Here is a 22425-nt window from a genome sequence, read left to right on the forward strand (position 1 = left end):
ATGGGATACCCGCAAGGCGTCGCTGATATTCTTCCCCTGTCCTCGGCCCAGCGCGGGATGCTATTCCATGTTGAAGGCCAGGCTCAATTGCGCGGGCAATATGTGGCGGTCATCAGTTGCGCCCTGAATGGTCCGTTGGACGCGGAACGCCTGAAGGACGCTATGGAGAAATTGGTCGAGTCGCACGACGCCTTACGCGCTGGGTTCGTCTGGAAAGGCGTGAAGCAACCGGTTCAGGTCATTCAGGAACACGTAAAGCTACCCTGGACTGAACTAGACTGGGCCGATCGACCAGAACCAGGACGCGGGCTTGAAGATTTATTGAAATTGGAACAACTGCGCCAATTCGAGCTGAAGAAACCGCCACTGATGGCAGTCACGTTGATCAAACTTGCCAAGGACCGCTGGCACTTTGTCTGGACGATGCACCATCTGATCAGTGATGGTTGGTCGACCGGCGTCGCCTTTCGGGATCTCTTTCGCCGTTACAATGGCGATCCCCAAGACGGCGCGTCACCAAGTTTCAAGACCTACCTGACCTGGCTCAAGAAACAGGGCCCTCTGACGGACAAGGGGTTCTGGACCAGCTACCTTGCTGGTCTTGATGCACCCAGCATGCTGCCTGAATTGGACAATCAATCCGAGGCGTCGATACAGCTGTCCCATTCCGAACTTTTGGGCCAAGACCTGATGGACCGGATCGACCGCGCAGCAGCCGGGCTGAAGGTGACCACCAATACGGTTCTGTCGGGTGCCTGGGCCTTGGTAATACGGCGTTATCTGCAACAGGACGATGTGGTTTTCGGCACCACAACGGCAGGCCGACCACCGGAAATTCCCAATATCTCACAGGCGGTTGGTGCGTATATCAGCACCTTGCCGGTCAGGTTCAGAATTGACCCGGAAAAACCCGTCGGCGCGTTTCTCCAAGATCACGCGATGGCCGAGGTTGAGCGACTGAAACACGAATATGCTTCCTTGGCCGAGGTGCAAACCTGCGCACCGTTTCCCAAGGGAACCCCTGTTTTCGACACTGTTTTTGTGAACGAAGGTGTCCAGAAAACCGGCTACGACTTTGGCGAGATACAGGTTGCGGGCTTGAAGACGACCCAATTCAGCAACTACCCGCTGTCGATACTGGTGACGCCGCAAAACGATCTGGGTGTCGAGGTTTATTTCGACCCGGCGCGCATCACACTGGATGCGGTGCGCTCGTGCCTTTCCAGCTACAAACAGGTTCTGACCGTGATCGCAGCCAAGCCGGATACGCTGATAGGCGATGTGATGAAGGATCAGGCGCCGGCGATTTCTGTCGCTCTCGCGCCGGAGACCCAGAATGTCGTACAACGTTTCTTGCAACAGGCCGAACTATCGCCAAACGCCGCGGCACTGACCGACGGTCACCGGACGCTTTCCTATGCTGAAACATCCCGACGCGCGCGTCAGATTGCGTTTGCGCTACGTCAGTCTGGTGTTCGGGAAACTGATATTGTCCCAGTTGCCCTTCCACGCGGTGCCGATGCGATTGTGGGATTTCTCGGCGCTATGATGGCAGGGGCATCTTATGTTCCGCTGGATCTGGATTACCCTGAAACCCGCCTTGAACAAATTCTCCAGGCAACCCAACCGCGTTTCGTGGTGACCACGCAAGACGCGTTTTCAAACCTGCCCGAGACAGAGGCTGAACCGGTCTTCCTCGACGCTTTGGAACAGGCACTGGAACCGTCCGAGGTTGCAACCGGCTCTCGGGCCTATGTCATGTTTACCTCAGGGTCCGAGAACCGACCCAAGGGCGTTGAAATCTCTCACGAAGGGCTGGCAATCTCCACGGCGGCACGGGATCAGGTTTATGGCACAGCACCAGAGGTTTACCTGCTGCTCTCGTCGCTGGCGTTCGATAGTTCAGTCGCGGGTGTCTACTGGACTCTGTGCACCGGCGGGCACCTTGTCATCGCCGAAAAGCAAGCTGAACAGCGCCCAGCCGCGTTGGGGCAGTTGATAGCGCAGCACGGTGTCACCCACACGCTCTGCCTGCCCAGCCTTGCAGGCGCGCTGCTGGCCTCGGTGCCGCCGCAAGATTTGCAATCACTCAAGGTTCTGATCGCTGCCGGAGAGGCACTATACCCGACCCTGCCCCGCGACTTGCGACGAGTACTGCCGGATTGCCAGTTGATGAACGAATACGGCCCGACCGAGGGCACCGTGTGGTGTACCGGTTTCGACGCGACCGGGTTCGATGATGGATCGATCGTGCCGATCGGAACCGCCATTCCCGGTACTTGGGTTGGTATCTTCGACAGCGACGATTGCCCGGCCGCGCCGGGCATTGCTGGTGAGATCATTGTCGCCGGTCAAACAGTCGCGAATGGGTATCTGAACGATGACGCGCAAACCAAAGACCGCTTTTTCCAGATTGGCTCGGTCAGAGCTTACAGGACCGGCGATCTTGGCGTTGCGGATGAGGCAGGCTGCATCACATTTCTGGGCCGCAAAGACAAGCAGGTCAAAATTCGCGGCCACCGCGTTGAATTGACCGAGATCGAAGCCGCTGCGCAGGTGGTGACAGCCGACCGGCGGGTCGCAGCACTTGCCGTGGATCGCGCGGGTTCGAACACGGTCGTTCTGGCTGTCGAATGCCCACCGGACGACCCTATGTGCGAGGCCGCCGCCCGGCACATCCAAGCCAGCCTTCCGGATCCGTTTCACCCAAGCGCGGTCCTCGGGGTTCAGGTCTTTCCGACCCTTCCCAACGGCAAGTTGGACCAGAAAGCGCTGCGAGCCTTGATCACAGACCAAACCCGATCTCAGAGCGGAGCAGCCCCCAAAGATGGTCTGGAGTCTCAAGTCGCAGCAATTTTTACGGAAACGCTGAAGACCGAGTGTCAGACGCGCGACGCGAATTTCTTTGATCTGGGTGGGACCAGCCTTGCCACGATCACCGCTTACACCAAAGGCCAGGAACAAGGCGTCCACTTTGAACCCATTGACTTGTTCAGCTGTCCCACCGTGGCAGAACTGGCCAAACGCGTGGCTGATCGGCGCGCGGGAGCCGCGTTTTCGAAAACCGAAAGCACCGTTCAAATCTCGAACCCGGGATCGGGCAAAACAACGGTTGTGATCGCGCATTGCTCGGTCAAGTTCAGCAAATACATGGCACGCAGTCTGGGCGAGGATCATTCCGTTGTTCACATCCCCAGCCATCGCACCGAAAGCACTCCTGTCCCCTTCGGAAAATCGTTTGAGCAGCTAGCCGATGAGGCCATCGTGCGCCTGAAGCAGACTGGAAACACGGGACCGTTCGTGTTGTGTGGCTATTCCGCCGGGTGTCCGATGGTGATGGAGATGGCTCGGCAACTGGGTGATGAGGCCGTCAAGGGCATGATCCTTCTGGACCCGCCGTTCAAGATGGTAGGGGCCGAACCTGCGCTGCAACCTTTGTATTTCCGCAGCTACAAACGGTTGAGATATATAATCAAAGGTTGGAAACGCCACTACAGGGCGCGGCGCACGCTGCCGGATATCAAACGCATATTGGCAGAGCAAGCTGACGCCGAAGAAACGCGGATTAGAGGTGTTGAGATCGCCCATGAACTGGCAGTCAGCGACTTTCGAGTGCCGCGATTTGACCGGCCTTCGCACGTGTTTTTGTCACGGGGCAACCCATCCCTCACACCGGGCGATGTTCTGGATACGCATTTGCGGGACAAGCGGTGCTACAGCCTGGATATGGAACACGTCGAACTGATGAACCGGCCCGACGTGTTTTCAACCATCGCCTCGGTTATCTCCGAGTGTGCAAATCATGAGGCCAACGGCGGATACGCCTAAATCCAATCGTATCCGTCAGTTTTGCAAGCTCTGAGAGGCGTCAGAGACATCTGAGAGTGCTTTTTGGTACGCTTCAACAAAGGTTCCTTCGGTCGGCTCGTGCGCCAACGTAGGGAAGATAACGTTCTGCAATCCAAGCTGTTCCACGGCTTCCAGCGCCGCTGCGGGCGGTGCTGCTTCCCAAATCAGGATCTCTGCACCCAACTGGTTTTGCAAAGCACTCAGCTCAGCAAGCTGATCCGGGTTGGGGGCTTCGCCCGCCTCCCAATCCATCGAGGCAATCGTAAGCCCGTAGCGCCGCGCAAGGTACTGATACCGTGGATGTGTGGCGATCATCGGCACGGCTTCAAGGTCAGCAAAGACGTCCGCAGCCGTCTGATCCAACGCGGCAATGTCAGTACGGAGCTGTTCAAGCCGATCCTCAACCTCTCCTACGGGGGCAATGTCGCGGGTCGTGATCGCCGCCGCAATGGCCTCGGCCTGAGCGGTGGCCAGCACTGGGTCGAGCCAGACGTAGGACGCAAGCCCTTCGTGCGAATGCTCACCCCCGTCGCCGTGGCTATGGGTGATGCTCTCGGTGACGATAAACTGATCTTCGATGGCGGCCGAGCTGTTGAAGACGCGGGACCGAGGCAGCGACACCCGGTCGATCCAGGTGGCGAATTCTGCACCGTTCAAAAGGATCAGGTCCGCCGATTGAACATCGCTAATATCCGAAATGGACGGGCGCCAGAAAGACGGGTCCACATCAGTTGGCACTGGGAATACAACATCTGCTGCGTCGCCGACTAGGCGTTCGGTGAAATACTGCAGTGGATAGTTCACCGTCACCACCTTGGGTCGATCCTGCGCCCCTGCAGCCGTCGCCACCATCAGTGCCAGGATCAAGGCTGTAACGCGATTGAAGAACCGTAGCATCATCATCTCCCGCATTTGCGCGCGATATCTTCGGGGGTCACGATCCAATAGTTGTCATGGCCCCCGGTATCGACCTCGATCACCAGACCCGTCGCGTAATCCACGCTGGCTAACGGCACCAGCGCAGTACCGTCACTGCTCAGCTGCAACGTCGTCTGCAAAGCGTTCTCACCGTCCAACACACGTACTTCACCCTGCTGAGCCGGTTTCCCATTCGAGAACTTTGCCTCGACCGTGACTGCCTGGCAATCAACCGAGGCAAAAACGACCAACTGATGCGCAGCCGCTGCCACAGGGGCAACGGCCAGCAGTGCGGTCAGGCCCACGGCCCGGATCACTGGCCCGTCCATTCTTCGAAATGGACCCAGATCACCGCGCCCAGTTCGACAGCCTTGTCTTCACCATCCTGCGGCAGTGTGTAGTCCGCCGTGTTCAGCGCGGCGAACCCCCACCAACCATACGAGGGCGCGGCATAGGTGAACACACCGTTCGCGTCAGCCTTGACCGTCTGCGTGATCATCAGCTCATCCGGCACAGTGGCGTTGGTGCCATCGTTCAGAAACTCGACTTCGACCTCGGCATACGGCACGGCTTCGCCATCCATCTTCACGATGCCTTGGAAAACGTTACGCTCCCACAGGCCGAAAGGTTTGGACAGGGGCACGATTTCGGTCTTGAGGCCCAGCTCGGCATCCCACCCCTCATCATCACCATAAGCGGTTACATATGTCTTGGTGTAGTGGATGATAAACGCGTCTTCGGCTGGCTCCCAATAGGGTTTGGGTTCCATGGCAAAGACGTAAGTTCCGGGACGTTCCAGCGCGAAGTCGAGCGTATAGCCCTGATCATCCATAACGGTGGCGTCCTGCAGATCACCCAGCAAATCCGTGGTGCTGCCGTCATGCGTGACGGTGAACGCCTCGGGCCGGTCCAGCATCATGCCATCCATTTCGAACGGGTGCGAAAACGACATGGTCAGCGAGACGGTGCGCCCGTCTTCCTGGCTGATCATCGGATCGTTTGGAATGATCATCCCATAATGCGCCAGCGCCGGAGTTGCCGCAACGCTGCCCGCCAAAGCCGCCGATAGAATACGCCGTTTCATAATTCTCCCTTTCTCATGCGCCCAGCGAGAGCAGCCAGCCCACCCAAGTCTCGGCATTTCGCGAAACCAACGCGGCGCCAAAGGCCGCAATACACCCTGAAATTAAAAGCAAAGTCACCGTCTCGGCCGCCAACAAGCGCAGCACCATACCTCGCCGCGCGCCCAGTTTCACGGCAGTCGCGATCTCGCGCGCCCGCAGCCGGTAACTGAGAAACACCGCTAACCCAACGGCAGCCAGAGCCGCCACCGCGATGATCGCTGTCACGACGTCCAGCAGCGACTTGATCCGAAAGATGCGATCCACCAGCCCTTGGATCACCCCGGCGGGCTCGATCAACTGACTGGGGTTCTCTCCATCCAGATAGCGACCTTTCAGGATGGTCGCCGCGCGCGTATCCGTAGGGACGACGATGACTGCGGTGGCCGGAAAATCATCCTGCGCGCCGTGGAAGTGAAAGCTGTCGATGTTTTCGGGGGTGATACGCTGAAACTGCACCACAGACGCATTGGACAGCGTCTCGGCCCCGGACGCGATGTCAGCGGCTGTGACAACGTCTTCGTGGCCGTGACCGATCCCCTGAATCACCCAAGCCGTTTTAATATCAGCAAAAATCGCCTGATCGTCTGGTGTGTTGGTCGGTGCCAGAACGCCGACGATTGGCATTTCCAACGGATAGACTCCGTCAAGATCGAACAGGTTTTCCGGCGACGAAACCAGAGTATCGCCCACTCCCTTACCCAAGGCCTGCGCCACATCCGCGCCGATCACTGCGTCACCAAGCACGGACAAGCCCCGCCCTTCGGAAAACATCAGATCGCGAAAGTCGAAATAGTCCAGGGTTGTACCGACGATCCTGAACCCGCCAGACGAAAACGCGGTATGCACGGGGATCGGTATAGCCATGCCACTGTCCCAAACCGCCTCGACCTCGCCCATCAAGATCGGATCCGGGCGCTCGTCCGAAAAGTAAAGCGCGGCCATTGTCAGATCCAACTGTGATCCTCGACTGCCCAGCAGCAGCGGCGTCGCTTCACCACGGGCCACAAGCGCCGTCTGGCTGGTGGACAGAAGTATCTGAGTGGCCGCGGGCACGAACAAGATCAGAGCTGCGACGACCACAAGCACCAGACTGCGTGCCCAGTGAAACCGCAGATAGGCAAAGGCAAGGTACAACGCATTCATGCCGCCGCCCCTTCGCGATATTGCGCAAAGTCGATCACCCTTTCGAATCGCGGCAAAAGCTCGTGATCGTGGGTTACGGCGAGAACGGTCGCACCGGCTTCGGACGCTTGTTCAAAAAGTAGATCCAGTATGCGGCCCTTGCTCTCAGGGTCCAAATTGCCTGTCGCCTCATCCGAAAGGATCAGCTTGGGCTGCGTGACCAAAGCGCGGCAAATCGCGACGCGTTGCTGTTCACCCTGGCTCAGAGCGGTGGGATGCCGGTCCAATTTGCCCCCGATACCGCAGGCCTCGGCCAGCGCCTGCGCGCGGTCCCGGGCTGCGGTATCCAGTTTCAGCGCCGGAGTGATCCGATAGGGGTACAGGATGTTTTGACGTGCAGATAAATAATCCAGCAGGGCAAAGTCCTGAAACACAAACCCGATGTGACTGGCACGGAATTCGCGGCGTTCGGCATCGGACAGACCCGACACCTCGGTACCGTCAACCTCAATCCGCCCGCTATCGGGCAATAGGATACCCGCGATCAGGTTCAGAAGCGTTGTCTTGCCACTGCCGCTTGGCCCAACAATTGCCAGCCGCTCGCCCTGTTGCAGCGTCAATTCTGGGACGTTCAACCGAAAGCCACCCGAGCTGTATCCGAACGAGACTGCGTTGACCCCAATCATTGGTGATCCTCTTGCGAAATCTCGAATGTCTCACCTGCCGTATCCCGGTTGACGTCGCGCAGGGTAAAATCGGTGATACGCCAGGCTCCCTCGACAGGCGACACCGACAGGTCCGCGCTGTAGGTGTTGCCGCGAACATGCAGGTGTTCTGCATGGCCGACGGTACCTATCACTTGCCAAGTGGCGTCGATAACCAGTTCGGCACCATCGCGCGATACCGTGCTGTCCAAAAGATTGATTTCGTGGATGGTTTGGTCCGCTTCATCCAGACCGCCCCCAGCCATCGCGCCGACCCGTTCAAGATAAAGATACTCCAACGCATCCCCATGGGTCACACCGGCCAGCGTGTCGTATATCTCATCTTCCTGCGTTTTTCCGAAGGCGTCGTAGACGACAAGCAACAGCGCAGATGTCAGTTCTCCTGACAATTGCTCGGCTACGGGGATCGTCATGCCCGGTTTGCTCGGGACCGAATAAGCCTGCGTCTCGGAAACGCGCGCTTGTTCGCCCGATGACAGAAACACAAGACCTGCGATTGTGCCCACGCCCAAGGCGAAGACTATGCCTAACAGAACTTCTTGACGCACTAGCCCTGATCCCAATTTGACTACGATACGCGGTCGTCGGGCGTTTGGATCATTTTTTGGGCCAGAAACCGGCCGCTTGCAGCATTGGATGGGTCCGACCCTACCGCGCACCGGTGATTTTTTGCCGCAGGGCAAGGCTTGGGCCAAAGAATTCGCGCGTGCGGACAGTCCTTTGATGTTAGGGAAAAATTCCAAACGACAGGCGGCATTGCCCTGCGCGACGACGAAAACAGGCACATAAACCTTACCTTGTCACATGTCTGACAACCGGACATGCTGCACTTGCAGCAATTCTGTTTGTTCTGCGGATTGAGTCGCGTCCATGTTTCAAATGCACGGCAAAAAAGTTCTGGTTGTTGGCGTAGCCAATGAAAACTCGATTGCCTGGGGGTGCGCCAAGGCTTTCAGGGCTTTGGGGGCTGATCTGGCAATAACCTATTTGAACGACAAGGCAGAACAGGCTGTGCGCCCACTGGCCCAAGAGCTGGAGGCTGAGATCGTCCTGCCGCTGGATGTCCGCAACACTGATCAAATGGACGCCCTATTTCAAGAAATCACGCAAAGATGGGGACAGCTGGATACGCTTTTGCACTCCATAGCCTTTGCACCGCGGGACGATTTGCATGGGCGCGTCGTTGATTGCTCGGCCGATGGGTTCGGGTTGGCCATGGACGTTTCGGTGCATTCCTTTCTGCGCATGATCCACCGGGCCGAGCCGCTGATGCCAAAGGGCGGAACCTGCATGACAGTTTCGTTTCAGGGTTCTACCCGTGTTGTCGAGCATTACAACATGATGGGTCCGGTCAAGGCCGCGCTGGAATGTGCCGTTCGCTATGCCGCTGCTGAGCTGGGCCCCAAGGGAATCTCGGTCCATGCGCTGTCGCCGGGTCCGCTGATGACGCGGGCTGCCAGCGGAATAGACGAATTTGACGAATTATTGGACGCAGCCGCACAGCATGCACCAACGCACCAGCTTGCCACAACCGAAGATGTGGGGGCCTATGCCGCTTTTCTGGCCAGCAGCGAAGCTACGAACGTGACCGGTGGCGTACACCAGATAGATGGCGGCTATAGCATCGTCGCCTAACGCAAAAGGAGTCAGCGATGACACCGAATTTTATCGACGAAAACAACGTCAAATGGCTGTTCGGCACCGAGGCGACCCAAGCCATGACCGAAAACCTGAACGCCCAGCCTGCCACTGAAATGAAAGAACTGGCCGAGCTATTTGGCGAAGCCGCGACAACTGCGGAATTGCTGATGCGTTCGGCCACACGTCAGGGCAAATCGATTTCCGAAGAGCATACGCAGCGTGTCCGCAACCAGATGGAAGACTTGTCCAGGATCGCGGGCGCCATGGCGAAAACTGGCAATGGTCTGGCAGAACATTACGCGACCTACGTGCAAGACGCGGCCAAGCGCTGGCTGTTGACGCTGGATGTGCTGCGTCAGCGCGGTGACAATTTCGTCGAACACGAGGCTGCCGGCTGCCCTCCGGTTTTAATTTACGATTATGAGGTCGTCGTCGATGGTCGGAACCTCGATCGGCCCTGCAACTACCAGCTGTTGCGCATCGTACCGCCCCAAGGCACCGAAGTGCATGACTGGAAGCGTCCCTATATCATTATCGACCCCCGGGCCGGACATGGCGGGGGTATTGGCGGATTCAAAACCGACAGTCAGGTCGGCGTGGCCCTGCATGACGGGCACCCGGTCTATTTCGTAAATTTCACCCGTGATCCGGTTCCCGGTCAGACCTTGGCCGATGTCACCAACGCCGAGGCCGAGTTTGTCCGTGAGGTCCAGCGCCGCCACCCTGACAGCGCCAAGCCGGTCGTCACCGGAAATTGTCAGGGCGGTTGGGCAACGCTGCTTTTGGCGGCAACCAACCCTGATCTGACCGGGCCTATCGTTCTGAACGGTGCGCCGGTGCAACCTTGGTCTGGCGAGGTCGGTAAATATCCAATGCGCTATAACGGAGGCATCCTGGGCGGAACTTGGCAACCGATGCTCTGGTCCGATCTTGGCGGTGGGCAGTTTGACGGTGCCAATCTGGTGTCGAACTTTGAGATGCTGAACCCCGGCCGAAACTTTTTTGCAAAATACTACGACCTTTTCGCCAACCCGGATGGTGGCAAGGATCGGTTCCTGGAATTCGAACGCTGGTGGGGCGGTTTCTTCATCCTCAACGAGGCCGAGATCAAATGGATCGTCGAGCAACTGTTTGTTGGCAACAAGCTGGTCAAGAACCAGGCACAGCTAGAGCCCGGTCAGACGGTCGATATTAAGCACGTCAAAGCGCCGATCATCGTGTTTACCAGCTATGGCGACAACATCACCCCGCCTCAACAAGCGCTCAACTGGATCGTGGACAGCTTTACGGATGTCGACGAAATTCGCATCCGCGGGCAGCGCATCATTTACATGATCCACGAGCAGGTGGGGCATCTGGGTATTTTCGTCTCGTCCAAGGTCGCGAAGAAGGAACATACCGAAGTCACCTCCACCATGAAAACGATCGAAGCACTGCCACCTGGTCTTTATGAGATGAAAATCGATAGTGTCGAAGGGCATGGCCAAGACAAAAGCTTTACCGTCAGCTTTGCCGAACGCACGATCGATGACCTGCGCAAGATCGATGACGGGCGCGAAGAAGAGGCAGGATTTGCCGCCGTTGCTCGGATGTCGGAAATCCAGTCCGAAATTTATGACATCGCGGTCCGCCCGGTTGTGAAGTCCATGGTCAATCCCGCGCTCAGTGAAACCATGCGGAAGCTGCATCCGCTGCGCCTGCAACGCTCGCTTGTTTCCAGTGTAAATCCGTTCTTTGCGATGCTCGAAAACGCGGCCCAGCAGATGGATCCGCGCGCGCCTGTCTCGGACAGTAATCCGTTTGTGCAGGCAGAAAGACTGTGGGCACGGATGGTCGAACAGCAAATGGATTTCGTTCGCGATGCGCGTGATGCGCTGTACGAAATGACGTTTCTTTCGCTTTGGACCAACCCGCTGGCGGTTGATTTTGGCAAACCGCAGGCCATCGGCCGGACGCTCAAGAGCGAAACCGAACTGCGCGCCCTGCCCGAGGTCGAAATGGCTTTGGCGCATATGTCATCAGGTGGGTTTGTCGAGGCAGTGGTCCGTATGCTTGTTCTGATGGCGGATAGTCGCGGCAATGTGCGGCGCGACCGTCTTGAACGTTCGGCCACAGTGATGACGCAGGATGAGCCCTTCAAATCCCTGACCATGGACGAACGCACGCGGATCATTCACGAGCAGACCTTGATCGTCACATTCGAGCGTGACAAGGCCATCGCTACTCTGCCCGATCTGCTGCCCAACAAAAAAGACCGCGAACAGGCGGTGAAGGTTGTGCAGTTCATCCCCGGTAAGATCGAAGAAATGGCCCCTGACACGCTGGAGTTACTACAGCAATTCCATAAGGTTCTGGGGTTGAAGCCCGTCACCGAGGATGTTCTGGAGGATCCTCTTAAGAAAACGAAACCCTCAACGGCCGCTGAATAGGCAAGGCCCCCGGTCTGATCGCTCAGACGCTTTTTGTGGTTTGCCGCAGCACCAATCGCGTTGGTGTTCGCGTAAGCTGGGCTGGGGTTTCCGCATCCTGCAACCAGGACAAGACGGTGTCTGCCACACGTTCGCCGAACTCCGGCACACCACAGTGGACAGTAGACAGGGCCGGCCAGCATTCCGACGCTTCTTTAATGTCATCGAACCCGATGATCTGAAAATCGGCCCCGATCCTGACCTGCGCGGCATGGCAGGCATTGATCATCCCAAACGCAACAAGGTCATTGAAACAGAGGGCCGCATCGCAATCGGGATGTTCTTTGAACAAATCAACTGCCGCGTCGTACCCGAACGAGCGGCTGGATTGCCCGGTTTTTATGATTGGCTGCAGCCCATGTTCCTGCATCGTCCCAATGTAGCCGCACAGCCTTTCTTGCGTGACCTCAGCCCCGGCCAAGCCGCCTATAAACGCAATCCGGCGGGCTCCGGTTTGGATCAGGTACTGTGTGGCCTCTCGCCCGCCTGCTGCGTAGTCCGGCGCAACAAACGGGACCTTGGCGTCAGCGTCGTCGACTTTTCGCAAGACCTGCATCATCGGGATGCCTGCCCTTTCAACCGCGGCCAGCGTATTGGACACGTCGCCATATGCGGGCGACAGGATCAGGGCCGATACCCCGTGTTCCAGCATCGCGGCGACCACCTGATCCTGCAGCGCGGCGTCTTCGTTTGTGTTTGCCATAACAACCGCGTACCCACGCGAGCCCAAGGCCATCTGTAACGAGGTCGCGAACTCGGTAAAAAACGGGTTGGTCAGATCGTTTATGACAAGCCCGATCAGCGCAGTACCCGTCGACCGCAGGTTGGCGGCCGACCGGTTGTACACATACCCGATCTCTTTCATAGCGGCGTGAACCAGCTTGCGCGTTTCCGGTTTCACCTGCGGGCTGCCTTGCAGAACCAGGCTGACCGTGGATTTTGAAACGCCTGCCGAGTTGGCAACATCTATGATCGTGGGTCTGCGCATTCAGGCTATTGTTCAACTCCATGCAGGCTGAGAAGCGTGGTCATCCGTGCTTTAGCCAGTTCCGGGTCTGAGAGCAAACCGGCCTGATCCGCGAGCCTGAAGACCTGCGCGTAGTGGCAGATATCGCGGCTGGATTGGAACCCGCCCGGCATGATGAAATGGGACTGTGACCCGTTCAGCCACGCCAGATAGGCGATCCCGGCTTTATAGAACCGCGTCGGGGCCTTGAAAATCTCTCGGCTAAGGGGAACGGTCGGTGTGAACAGCGCGTTGTAGCGGTCCATGTCACCCATTGCCAACGCCTCAAGCGCTTGACTGGCGGCAGGGGCAATGGCGGCAAAAATACCCAGCAGAGCATGCGAAAAATGTGTTCCATCCCCGGCAATTAGATCCGCATAGTTAAAGTCATCACCGGTGTAGAGGCGCACGCCTTCCGGCAGCCGCGCGCGGAAGGCTTCTTCGTGCGCTTGGTCCAGCAAGGAAATTTTGATCCCGTCCACTTTGGCCGGGTTCTCATTGATCAAAGACAGAACGAAATCGCTGGCGGTATCGACATCCGCACTGCCCCAATAGCCGGTCAACGCAGGATCGAACATGTCGCCCAGCCAATGCAAGATCACCGGTTCCGCCGCCCCATCGATCAACGCGCGATAGACGTCGTGATAGGTATCTGGGCCCGCGTTGATCGCCGGGAAGGCCCGCGAGGCCATGAGGATCAGTTGGCCACCCGCAGCCTCAATCGCTTCGGCCTGATGTTCGTAGGCCGACAAGATTTCGCCAGCGGTGTTCAATGCGCTCAGCGGCAGGTGATCGGTCCCTGCTCCACAGGCCACGCGGGGTGACATTGGGTGTGCCTTTGCGGCCGTCATGGTGCGCTGGATCAACTCCAACGCAGTCGCCCAATCGACGCCCATCCCGCGTTGCGCGGTGTCCATCGCCTCGGCCAGACCCAAACCCTGATCCCAGAGCCCTTGTCGGAAACGCAGCGTTGCATCCCAATCCACCGCGGGACGGCCATCCCAAGGGTCACGTTCCGCCAACGGGTCCGAGACCACATGTGCCGCAGCAAACGCCGTGCGTGTCAGAGGCACCTTCGGTGCTCGTGGCACCAAAGGCGTGCCGGTCAGCTTATAGGGTTCAAGCTGCCCCTCAGGATTTGGCAAAATCAGTTTCATTGTCTCAGACCTCCAAATCCAGAACCAGAATGCCGTCGATGCCGCCCACGGCGTTCTCGACCAGTTGCGCGCCCAGCGCCTTGTGCGTTTCGTTGTTTTGATAGGTCTCCAGCGCGGCCCAATCATCGAAGTCGATCACAAACCCATGCATGTATCCGCGTTCGATCTGCTCGGGGCTTTCACTGCGGCCACCGGTGAACCCACTGGCCCCCGGCAGGGCATGGGACACGTCTGCAAGGCCTTTATAGATGGCCCCGATTGTCTCTTCTGTCACGTCGGAACGGAACTTGGTCAGTACGATATGGCGGATCATGTTCAGAATCCCTGATCTTGTTTGATCATGTCAGCAGCCTTTTCGCCGATCATGATTGTCGGAGCATTGGTGTTCGAGGAATTGACCGTTGGCATGATCGACGCATCCGCGACGCGCAGCCCTTCGATCCCATTGAACCGCAAACGCGGGTCCAGCACAGCCTCAGCATCGCTACCCATCCGGCAGGTGCCCGCGCAGTGGTGCGATGTCTTGGAATGGACGCAGATAAAGTCGAAATACTCCTGCTCGGTCTGTACGTTCGGCCCCGGCAAGCGTTCGGCCAAGACGTAGGGCTTCAGCGCATCCTGAGCGAGGATGTTCTGTACCAGTTTCAGCCCACGAATGGACATCTCGCGATCATAAGCGTCGGCGAGATAGTTGGGGTCGATCAGTGGCATCGCCGCGGGATCGGCGCTTTGCAACCGAACCGTTCCGCGCGACCTTGGCCGCAGAAAGCAGGCGTTCAGGGTGACACCACCGTTGGGCATCGCCTCGACGCCCGCCTCGATGCCCGTACCCAGCCCCAGATGCATCTGAATGTCCGGCGAGCGCGCATCAGGGTCGGCGTACCAGAACCCACCTGTTTCAAACAGGCTGGACGCAACCGGCCCTTTGCGGGTGAACACGTATTGCAGCGCGGCCAGAGCCGAGAGGTGCAGCTTGGCGAAACGGTCATAAGTGTGCGGCCCGGTCACTTCGCAGATCGAGTACAAATCCAGATGGTCTTGCAGGTTCGCGCCCACCTGAGGCTGGTGATAGACCGCATCGATTCCGAGCCCATCCAAATGATCCGCTGGGCCAATACCCGACAGTTGCAACAGACGCGGCGAACCGATGGCGCCCGAGGACAGAATGACCTCTTTCGCGGCGGTGATCTTGTCACCATTCATCATCTCAATGCCGATCGCCCTACCCTTGTCCACCATGATGCGGCGGACCTGTGCGCCGGTGCGCACCGTCAGGTTCGGCCGACTACGGTTCGGCGCAATGAACGCCATCGCGGCGGATGAGCGCCGCGCGTTGCGTTGGGTCAATTGATAATACCCCGCGCCGTCCTGCTTCGCGCCGTTCACATCGCGTGTTTCTGGAATGCCCAACTGCCCCGCGGCCTTGATATAGGCATCGCAGATTGGCAGAGGCGCGGCGGGCATGGAGACGCCCAACGGTCCGCCCTTGCCGTGGAACTCGTCTTCATAAGTGTCGTTGTCTTCGGACTTTTTGAAATAGGGCAGCACGTCGGCATAGCTCCACCCCTCGCAGCCCATCTGCCGCCAGTCGTCGTAATCCTGGGCCGCGCCACGGGTATAGATCTGCGCGTTGATCGCCGAACCTCCGCCGATCACCTTGGCCTGCGTGTAGTTGAAGACCTTGTTCTGCATGTGTTTTTGCGGAACCGTAGACCAACCCCAGCTGCCGATGCCCTTGGTCATCTTTGCGAACCCTGCGGGCAGGTGAAAGAACGGGTGGCGGTCGGTTGAGCCGGCCTCTAACAACAGCACTTTTGCCGATGGTTCTTCGGACAGGCGCGCGGCAATGACCGAGCCTGCCGAGCCGCCTCCGACAACAATGAAATCAAATCCTTCAGACATTCTGATGTGTCCTGCGTTAAAGACGTGAGATCGACAGACCGCCATCCACGGGGATCGCGGCTCCGGTCGCAAAATGCATGTGTCCCTGCACCAGCGGGACAACGACGGACCCGATATCTTCGGGCTCACCCCAGCGGGCGGCGGGGACAAGGCCGCCCTCGATACGGTCGGTGTATTTGTCGCGTACGCCCGCGGTCATCTCTGTCGCAATGATACCCGGTCGCAGCTCAAACACGCCGATGCCGTGGGGGGCCATGCGCACCGAGAAAAGTTGCGTCATCATTGCAGCCGCTGCTTTGGACACGCAGTATTCGGCCCTCTCAATGGACACCATGGTCGCACTAACCGAGGTGACAAAGATGATCGACCGGTACGCATCATCTGGCTGTTCCAGCATGCGTCGCGCCACTTCTTGCGCCAGAAAGAACGCACCGCGCAGGTTGATGTTTTGCACGAAATCCCAATTCTCGGGCTTCAATTCCAGCATGTCTCCCCGCACTGGCGCACCGACACCGGCATTGTTGACTAGGGTTGTGATCGGCCCCAAATTGGCCTCAACCTGATGCAACAGCGCTGGTACGTGATCGATGTCCGAGACATCATGCTGGACATAGATTGCATTCGGACCAAGCTCGTCCAGCGCTGCCTGCACAGCCGATTTTTCGGGACCCGAACGTGAGGCCAGTGCCACTTTGTACCCCGCTGCAATCAGCGCGCGCGAGACACCAAGGCCAATGCCCTGCTGGCCGCCTGTCACCAAAGCAATTCCGGTCATGCCGCGAACTCCATTTCGATAATGTGTCGCCCCGCCCGCAACGCGAGGGCTGCAATGGTCAGGGCCGGGTTCACCGCCGCCGAAGTCGGCAAAACCGAAGCGTCGACGATGAACAGGTTTTTGTGATCATGGCTGCGGCAATAGGTGTCCACCACGCTGCTGGCCGGATCATGGCCCATCCGCGCTGTGCCGCATTGATGCGACGGCGTACGCCGATCAAAAGGCCGCGACAGGACAATCGGAAACCCGGCCTGCCGCAGATGCTGTTTCAGCTTCGCAACCAGCGCCTCATGCGCGGCCCAGTTCGAGCGTTTCCAGTCCAGTCGGATTTGCCCGCCTTTGACCGTTACCCGGCTGTCCGGATTCGGCAAATCCTCGGACATGGCATAGAAATCAAAGCTGCGATCGGCGATCAGTGCCGCAACCGGACCCGGCAGTGGCGTTTGCGACGCCAAGATCGGGCCGGTGATTTTACCCAACATCTGAATGTTGCCCAGGGGCAGACCGCCCTCTCCATCATCGTTGTAATAGTCGTTAAACATCAACGTCTTCTGGTACACCGCTCGATTTCGACGCAGCGGGTGCATTGCCAACACAGCCGAGCAATTGTGGTTCATGAAATTCCGACCAACCTGATCAGATCGGTTCGCAAGGCCCGTTGGGCAATTGTCATTTGCGGATTGCAACAATAGAGCCGAAGACTGCACCGCACCCGCAGCCAGCGCGATGACCGGCGCGTGTAAGACCCCGTGGCCGTCAACCTCAACACCTGTAACCCGCCCATCGTGGTCGGCGACAAGCCGACGGACCAGCGCTCCGGTCAATAGTTCAACATTCCCGTGCTGCAGAGCCTTAGCCAAAGCGCAGGTTTCAGCGTCCATTTTTCCCCCGCGCGTATTCGGGAACGCATCCCAGGTGGTCTGTCCCTCGGCAAGCCACTGGTCGATATCGACGCCCAAAGGCACCGAGGATGGCGTAAGGCCGGCGCGCTGCAAACGGGTGCGAAGGTCGGCAATGTCTGCCTCATCCGAGACCGGAGGGTGCGGATAGCCCTTGCTGTGCGGCGGCTCGGTCGGGTCTTCGTCGGTACGGCCATGCACATCATAGAGCTCCTCGGCGGCTGTATAGTCCGCCTCAAGCGCGTCGTAAGGGATGGGCCAGCCGGGCGAGTGGCCGCCCATGTGCTGGCGCGCCTCAAAGTCCTCTTTGCGGTAGCGGATCAGCGCGGCCCCATAGAATTTCGAGTTGCCGCCGACGCAATAGTAGTTTCCGGGATTGAAGGCCTGACCTTCCCCGTCCAGCCAAGTTTCATCGGGGCGAAAATGCCCGTCGGCAAAGATCGCCTGCGGGTCGCGGTCTTTCGCCGAGGGCCGCAAATGCTCTCCTCGTTCCAGGATTAGAATGCGACGACCGGACGGTGCCAATGCCGCCGCCAAAGTCGCGCCCCCCATTCCTGATCCGATGATTATGACGTCGGCCTGTGTCACGGAACGATCCGCATCTCGCTTTCCGGGTCAAAGGCCACGGCCTTTTCCATGTTCACGGCAAAGGCGAAATCCTGACCCGGTGCGACCTCGGCATCCGAGCGCATCCGCGCGATCACATCGCGGCCCCCCAACTGCATCGACACGAACGTGTCCGATCCGGCCGGTTCTGTCACAACGATCCGGTTGGTCATCTGCGCGATGTTCGAGGATTTGCGGTCTGCCCCGTCCATATCTGTGATCGTCTCAGGCCGGATGCCCAGCAGGATATCGCGACCGTCCCAAGCGGCCAGATTGTCCTGACTGAACGGCAGTTGCGCCATCGACCCATCATGGACTGCAACCTCGGCATGCGGACGGCCATCCAGAACGACGACCTTGGCGGGCACCACGTTCATTGCTGGGGATCCCATGAAGGTTGCCACAAAGATATTGGCCGGAGTGTCATAGATTTCCTGCGGTGTGCCCAATTGCTGAACGTACCCGCCGTTCATCACAGCGATGCGGCTGGACAGCGTCATCGCCTCAATCTGGTCGTGGGTCACGTAGACAATGGTGGTGCCAAGGTTCTGGTGTAGCTTCTTGATCTCGGTCCGCATGTCCACGCGCAGTTTGGCGTCGAGGTTCGACAGCGGTTCGTCGAACAAGAAAACATCCGGGTTCCGCACCAGCGCGCGGCCCATTGCAACCCGCTGACGTTGACCCCCCGAGAGCTGGCCGGGCTTTCGATCCAGCAACTGCTCGATCTGCAACAGCTTGGCGACCTCGGCCATGGCCTTGTCACGCTCGGGCTTTGGGACGCCATGCATCTCAAGACCAAAGGTGATGTTCTGGCCCACAGTCATGTTGGGGTACAAAGCATAGCTTTGGAACACCATCGCGATGTTGCGATTGGACGGGTGCACCCCGTTCATCACCTGCTCTTTGATGCGGATTTCGCCGCTGGTAATTTCTTCCAACCCCGCGATCATGTTCAGCAAGGTCGACTTACCACAGCCCGACGGGCCAACAAGAACCAGGAATTCGCCTTCCTGCACCGAGATATCGACCTTGTGCAGAACCTCGACCGCCCCGTAGGACTTGGTCGCGTTGTCTATGTCCAGAAAACCCATCAGGCCTTATCCTTTCACGGAACCCGCCATCAGGCCGCGGACGAAGTACCGTCCGGCCACGATGTAGACGAGCAGAGTTGGCATGGCGGCCAGAATGGCGCCTGCGAAATGAACGTTGTATTCCTTCACACCGGTTGACGACTGCACCAGATTGTTGAGTGCGACTGTCATCGGCTGGCTGTTGGCATCGGCAAAGGACGCACCGAACAGGAAGTCATTCCAGATGTTGGTGAACTGCCAGATGATCGACACCACGGCGATCGGCCCGGAACTGGGCAGAAGGATGCGCCAAAAGATTTGGAAGAACCCCGCTCCATCGATCTGGGCGGCCCGGATCAGCTCGGTCGGGAACACGGCGTAGTAGTTGCGGAAATACAGCGTCGTGAAGCCGATCCCGTAGACCACATGCACCAGTGCAAGGCCCCAAGTCGTGCCCGCCAGCCCGATGATGCCCAACATACGCGCCATTGGGATCAACACGATCTGGAACGGGATGAAGCAGGCGAACAGCATCAGGCCGAACAGGATGGTATCATATTTGAAGCGCCATTTGGTCAGCACGTAGCCGTTCAGCGCGCCAAGGATGGTCGAGACGATCACCGCCGGAACCACCATTTTGATCGAGTTCCAGAAGTACGGCTTCAACCCCGTCGGATCGACACCGATCTGCGCCGAGGACCACGCCTTGAGCCATGGCTCTAGCGTGAAGACCTGAGGCAAGTTCATCATGCCACCGCCGGTGATCTCTTCCAGCGGTTTCACCGAGTTCACCAGCATCACGTAAAGTGGCAGCAGGTAGAACAGACCAAACAGCAGCAGCACCAGATAGATCAGCGTGCGGGTGACGCGGCCGGTACGAATTGCGGTATCCTGAGTTGCTTGGGACATCAGCGTTTCTCCCGCAATTCGGCGTAGAGGTAGGGGATCATGATCGCCGCAATGGTCATCAGCATGATCGTGGCCGAGGCCGCGCCAATCCCCATCTGGTTCCGCGTGAACGTGTAGGAATACATGAAGGTCGCGGGCAGCTCGGTCGCACGGCCTGGCCCGCCTCCGGTCAGAGCGATCACAAGGTCAAAGGTCTTGATCGCAAGGTGGCTGAGGATCACGAAGGCAGACAGGAACGCCGGACGCAGCTGCGGGATGATGATCCGGCGATAGAGGTTCCAGTTCGAGGCCCCATCCATTTGCGCGGCCCGCAGGATTTCGTTGTCGATCCCACGAAGACCGGCCAGAAACATCGCCATCACGAAACCGCTGGTCTGCCAGACGGCCGCCAGAACCACCGTATAGATGGCGTAATCCCGGTTCTTGATCCAGTCGAACTCGAAGCTGGTCCAGCCCCAGGTGTGCATCACGTTTTCCAGGCCAATGCCGGGGTCGAGGAACCACTTCCAGGCGGTGCCGGTGACGATGAAGCTCAGCGCCATCGGGTACAGGTAGATCGGGCGAAGCAGACCTTCGCCGCGGATTTTCTGATCAAGGAAGATCGCCAGGCCAAGACCGATGCAGGTGCAGATCACGATATAGAGGCTCGCAAAGATCCCCATATTGATCAGCGAGGTTTCCCAATGACTTAACCGCCAAAGTTTATCGTAATTCTCCCAGCCAACCCAGCCATAGGTCGGCAGGATGCGGCTGTCGGTAAAGGACAGGTAGACCGAGAACAAAATGAACCCGTAAACAAAGACCAGCATCATCGCCAGTGATGGCGACAGGACCAGTTTGGGTATCCAGTTCTGAAGGCGTGTCTTGAAATCCGCGTCGGCTGATCCAGCCATGGCGCGCCCTCCTCGTTCGAGTGGTGGTATGTTGGAGCGTTTGCGCCCTCTTGGTGACAGGGCGGCAGACGCGCCGCCCCATCGGGAGGATCACTTTCGGATCACTTGGCGATCGAGACCGCGTCGACCAGCTCGGTCACTGCGGTTTCGCTGTCATACTCACCGTTAAAGTGCGCGGTGACGACGTCATAGACCGCGTTCTTCACCGATGCCGGTGCAGCGTGGCCGTGGGCCATCGAACCGAACAGATTGCCGGACGAAGCGGCTGCAGCCAGATCCTTCATGCCCTGCTGACCGCACGCATCCAGATCGCTGCCATCCACGTCGGTACGCGCCGGGACCGAACCTTTCACCTTGTTGAAGGCAATCTGGAAGCTTGGCGACAGGATCGCGCTGGCCAGTGCGGCCTGTTCAGCCGACACCGCGCCACCCTGATCGAACATCATGAACTGGTCCGCGTTGAACGTGACCTGATCCTGCGTGCCCGGGAAGCGGAAGCACAGGAAGTCCTCGCCCGGTACTTTGCCCGCGTTCAGGAACTCACCTTTTGCCCAGTCACCCATCATCTGGAAACCGGCCTCACCATTGATGACCATTGCCGTCGCCAGGTTCCAGTCGCGACCCGAGAAGTTCTCATCGACGTTGTCGCGGATAAAGGCCATGCGGTCGAACGCTTCTTTCATGGCATCGCCACCAAGCGTTTCCTCGTCCAGATCAATGAAGGCAGCCTTGTAGCCATCTGGACCCAGCGTGGACATCGCTACCGCGTCGAATATGGTCGCATCCTGCCACGCCTGACCACCATGAGCGATCGGGGTGACACCAGCCGCTTTCAGCGCCTCAACGGCGGCGACGAACTCATCCCAGTTCGTCGGCTGAGCGATGCCGTTCGCATCCAGAACCGCCTTGTTCGCCCAGACCCAGTTGGTCGAGTGCACGTTCACGGGTGCCGAGACCCATTTACCGTCATGCTTAGCGAAGGCTTTCAGCGCGTCCGGCACGACGTCATCCCAACCTTCTTTGGCGGCCACTTCATTCAGGTCGGCCAGCGCGCCCTGATTGGCCCAGTCGATGATGTCAAAGCCCAGCGCCTGAACAGCTGTAGGAGCGTTGCCAGCGGTGACACGCGCACGCAGAACGGTCATGGCTTGCTCGCCACCACCACCTGCAACCGGCATGTCGGTCCAGCCAATACCCTGACCTGACAGGTCGTCCTTGAGAACATTCAGCGCAGCAGCTTCGCCACCCGAGGTCCACCAGTGCAGAACCTCAACCTCTTCAGCTTGCGCCAGGCTGGTCGTGCACAGCAGACCCGCCACAATCAGCGATTTTGTCTTAAGCAGTTTACGCATTCTTGTTTC

Annotated in this window: 19 protein-coding genes; 3 read left to right on the forward strand and 16 right to left on the reverse strand. The window is 58.5% G+C overall.

All coding sequences use genetic code 11. The annotated features are described in order from the left end of the window. Window positions 1-3828, forward strand: coding sequence for a non-ribosomal peptide synthetase (locus tag GOV53_RS04075; RefSeq protein ID WP_170464403.1), 3828 nt, complete (start codon window positions 1-3; stop codon window positions 3826-3828). 15 nt (window positions 3829-3843) lie between these two features. On the opposite strand, the gene GOV53_RS04080 is transcribed toward GOV53_RS04075, so the two are convergent. Genes GOV53_RS04080 through GOV53_RS04105 form a run of 6 tightly spaced genes read right to left on the reverse strand, consistent with a single transcriptional unit; the run spans window position 3844 to window position 8286 of the window. Further along, window positions 3844-4746, reverse strand: coding sequence for a metal ABC transporter substrate-binding protein (locus GOV53_RS04080; protein WP_170464404.1), 903 nt, complete (start codon window positions 4744-4746; stop codon window positions 3844-3846). Window positions 4747-4748: 2 nt separating this feature from the next. Then, entirely contained in the window at window positions 4749-5084 is a 336-nt protein-coding gene (locus GOV53_RS04085; RefSeq protein WP_170464405.1) for a hypothetical protein, read from the reverse strand. Continuing rightward, on the reverse strand, window positions 5081-5851 hold the full coding sequence (locus GOV53_RS04090) for a DUF4198 domain-containing protein (RefSeq protein ID WP_170464406.1): 771 nt from the start codon (window positions 5849-5851) through the stop codon (window positions 5081-5083). The genes GOV53_RS04085 and GOV53_RS04090 overlap by 4 nt, the downstream gene beginning before the upstream one ends. A gap of 13 nt (window positions 5852-5864) precedes the next feature. Further along, window positions 5865-7034, reverse strand: a complete 1170-nt coding sequence (locus tag GOV53_RS04095) for an ABC transporter permease (protein WP_170464407.1) — start codon at window positions 7032-7034, stop codon at window positions 5865-5867. After that, window positions 7031-7699, reverse strand: coding sequence for an ABC transporter ATP-binding protein (locus GOV53_RS04100; RefSeq protein WP_170464408.1), 669 nt, complete (start codon window positions 7697-7699; stop codon window positions 7031-7033). The genes GOV53_RS04095 and GOV53_RS04100 overlap by 4 nt, the downstream gene beginning before the upstream one ends. Then, window positions 7696-8286, reverse strand: coding sequence for a hypothetical protein (locus GOV53_RS04105; protein WP_170464409.1), 591 nt, complete (start codon window positions 8284-8286; stop codon window positions 7696-7698). The genes GOV53_RS04100 and GOV53_RS04105 overlap by 4 nt, the downstream gene beginning before the upstream one ends. A gap of 322 nt (window positions 8287-8608) precedes the next feature. On the opposite strand from GOV53_RS04105, the gene fabI reads away from it, so the two are divergent. Further along, window positions 8609-9373, forward strand: a complete 765-nt coding sequence (fabI, locus tag GOV53_RS04110) for an enoyl-ACP reductase FabI (protein WP_170464410.1) — start codon at window positions 8609-8611, stop codon at window positions 9371-9373. Window positions 9374-9390: 17 nt separating this feature from the next. After that, window positions 9391-11808, forward strand: a complete 2418-nt coding sequence (locus tag GOV53_RS04115) for a DUF3141 domain-containing protein (RefSeq protein WP_254439156.1) — start codon at window positions 9391-9393, stop codon at window positions 11806-11808. A 22-nt stretch (window positions 11809-11830) separates the two neighbouring features. On the opposite strand, the gene GOV53_RS04120 is transcribed toward GOV53_RS04115, so the two are convergent. The 10 genes from GOV53_RS04120 to GOV53_RS04165 all read right to left on the reverse strand — a co-directional run bounded on the left by GOV53_RS04120 (window position 11831) and on the right by GOV53_RS04165 (window position 22416). Then, window positions 11831-12835: a LacI family DNA-binding transcriptional regulator gene (locus tag GOV53_RS04120; protein WP_170464411.1), complete on the reverse strand. Its 1005-nt coding sequence runs from the start codon at window positions 12833-12835 to the stop codon at window positions 11831-11833. 5 nt (window positions 12836-12840) lie between these two features. Beyond that, window positions 12841-14010 carry a dihydrodipicolinate synthase family protein gene (locus GOV53_RS04125; protein ID WP_170464412.1) on the reverse strand — a complete coding sequence of 390 codons (1170 nt, stop codon included), beginning with the start codon at window positions 14008-14010 and terminating at the stop codon, window positions 12841-12843. Window positions 14011-14014: 4 nt separating this feature from the next. Continuing rightward, window positions 14015-14323, reverse strand: coding sequence for a Dabb family protein (locus GOV53_RS04130; protein ID WP_170464413.1), 309 nt, complete (start codon window positions 14321-14323; stop codon window positions 14015-14017). A 2-nt stretch (window positions 14324-14325) separates the two neighbouring features. Continuing rightward, window positions 14326-15912 (reverse strand): GMC family oxidoreductase, encoded by a 1587-nt coding sequence (locus GOV53_RS04135; RefSeq protein ID WP_170464414.1) that lies wholly within the window; start codon window positions 15910-15912, stop codon window positions 14326-14328. 16 nt (window positions 15913-15928) lie between these two features. Further along, the gene (locus tag GOV53_RS04140) at window positions 15929-16687 is read right to left on the reverse strand and encodes a 3-ketoacyl-ACP reductase (protein WP_170464415.1); all 759 of its coding nucleotides are present in this window, start codon (window positions 16685-16687) and stop codon (window positions 15929-15931) included. After that, the gene (locus tag GOV53_RS21475) at window positions 16684-18174 is read right to left on the reverse strand and encodes an FAD-dependent oxidoreductase (protein WP_170464416.1); all 1491 of its coding nucleotides are present in this window, start codon (window positions 18172-18174) and stop codon (window positions 16684-16686) included. The genes GOV53_RS04140 and GOV53_RS21475 overlap by 4 nt, the downstream gene beginning before the upstream one ends. Continuing rightward, window positions 18171-19283: an ABC transporter ATP-binding protein gene (locus GOV53_RS04150; RefSeq protein WP_170464417.1), complete on the reverse strand. Its 1113-nt coding sequence runs from the start codon at window positions 19281-19283 to the stop codon at window positions 18171-18173. Before GOV53_RS04150 ends, GOV53_RS21475 begins: the two co-directional genes overlap by 4 nt. A gap of 6 nt (window positions 19284-19289) precedes the next feature. Beyond that, window positions 19290-20171, reverse strand: a complete 882-nt coding sequence (locus GOV53_RS04155) for a carbohydrate ABC transporter permease (protein ID WP_170422333.1) — start codon at window positions 20169-20171, stop codon at window positions 19290-19292. After that, a complete protein-coding gene (locus GOV53_RS04160; protein WP_170422335.1) occupies window positions 20171-21064 on the reverse strand; it encodes a carbohydrate ABC transporter permease in 894 nt (297 codons plus the stop codon). The genes GOV53_RS04155 and GOV53_RS04160 overlap by 1 nt, the downstream gene beginning before the upstream one ends. Before the next feature lie 101 nt (window positions 21065-21165). Then, window positions 21166-22416, reverse strand: coding sequence for an ABC transporter substrate-binding protein (locus GOV53_RS04165; RefSeq protein WP_170422337.1), 1251 nt, complete (start codon window positions 22414-22416; stop codon window positions 21166-21168). Window positions 22417-22425: the final 9 nt, after the last annotated feature.

The organism is Ruegeria arenilitoris, from assembly GCF_013035315.1.
GTDB lineage: Bacteria > Pseudomonadota > Alphaproteobacteria > Rhodobacterales > Rhodobacteraceae > Ruegeria > Ruegeria arenilitoris_D.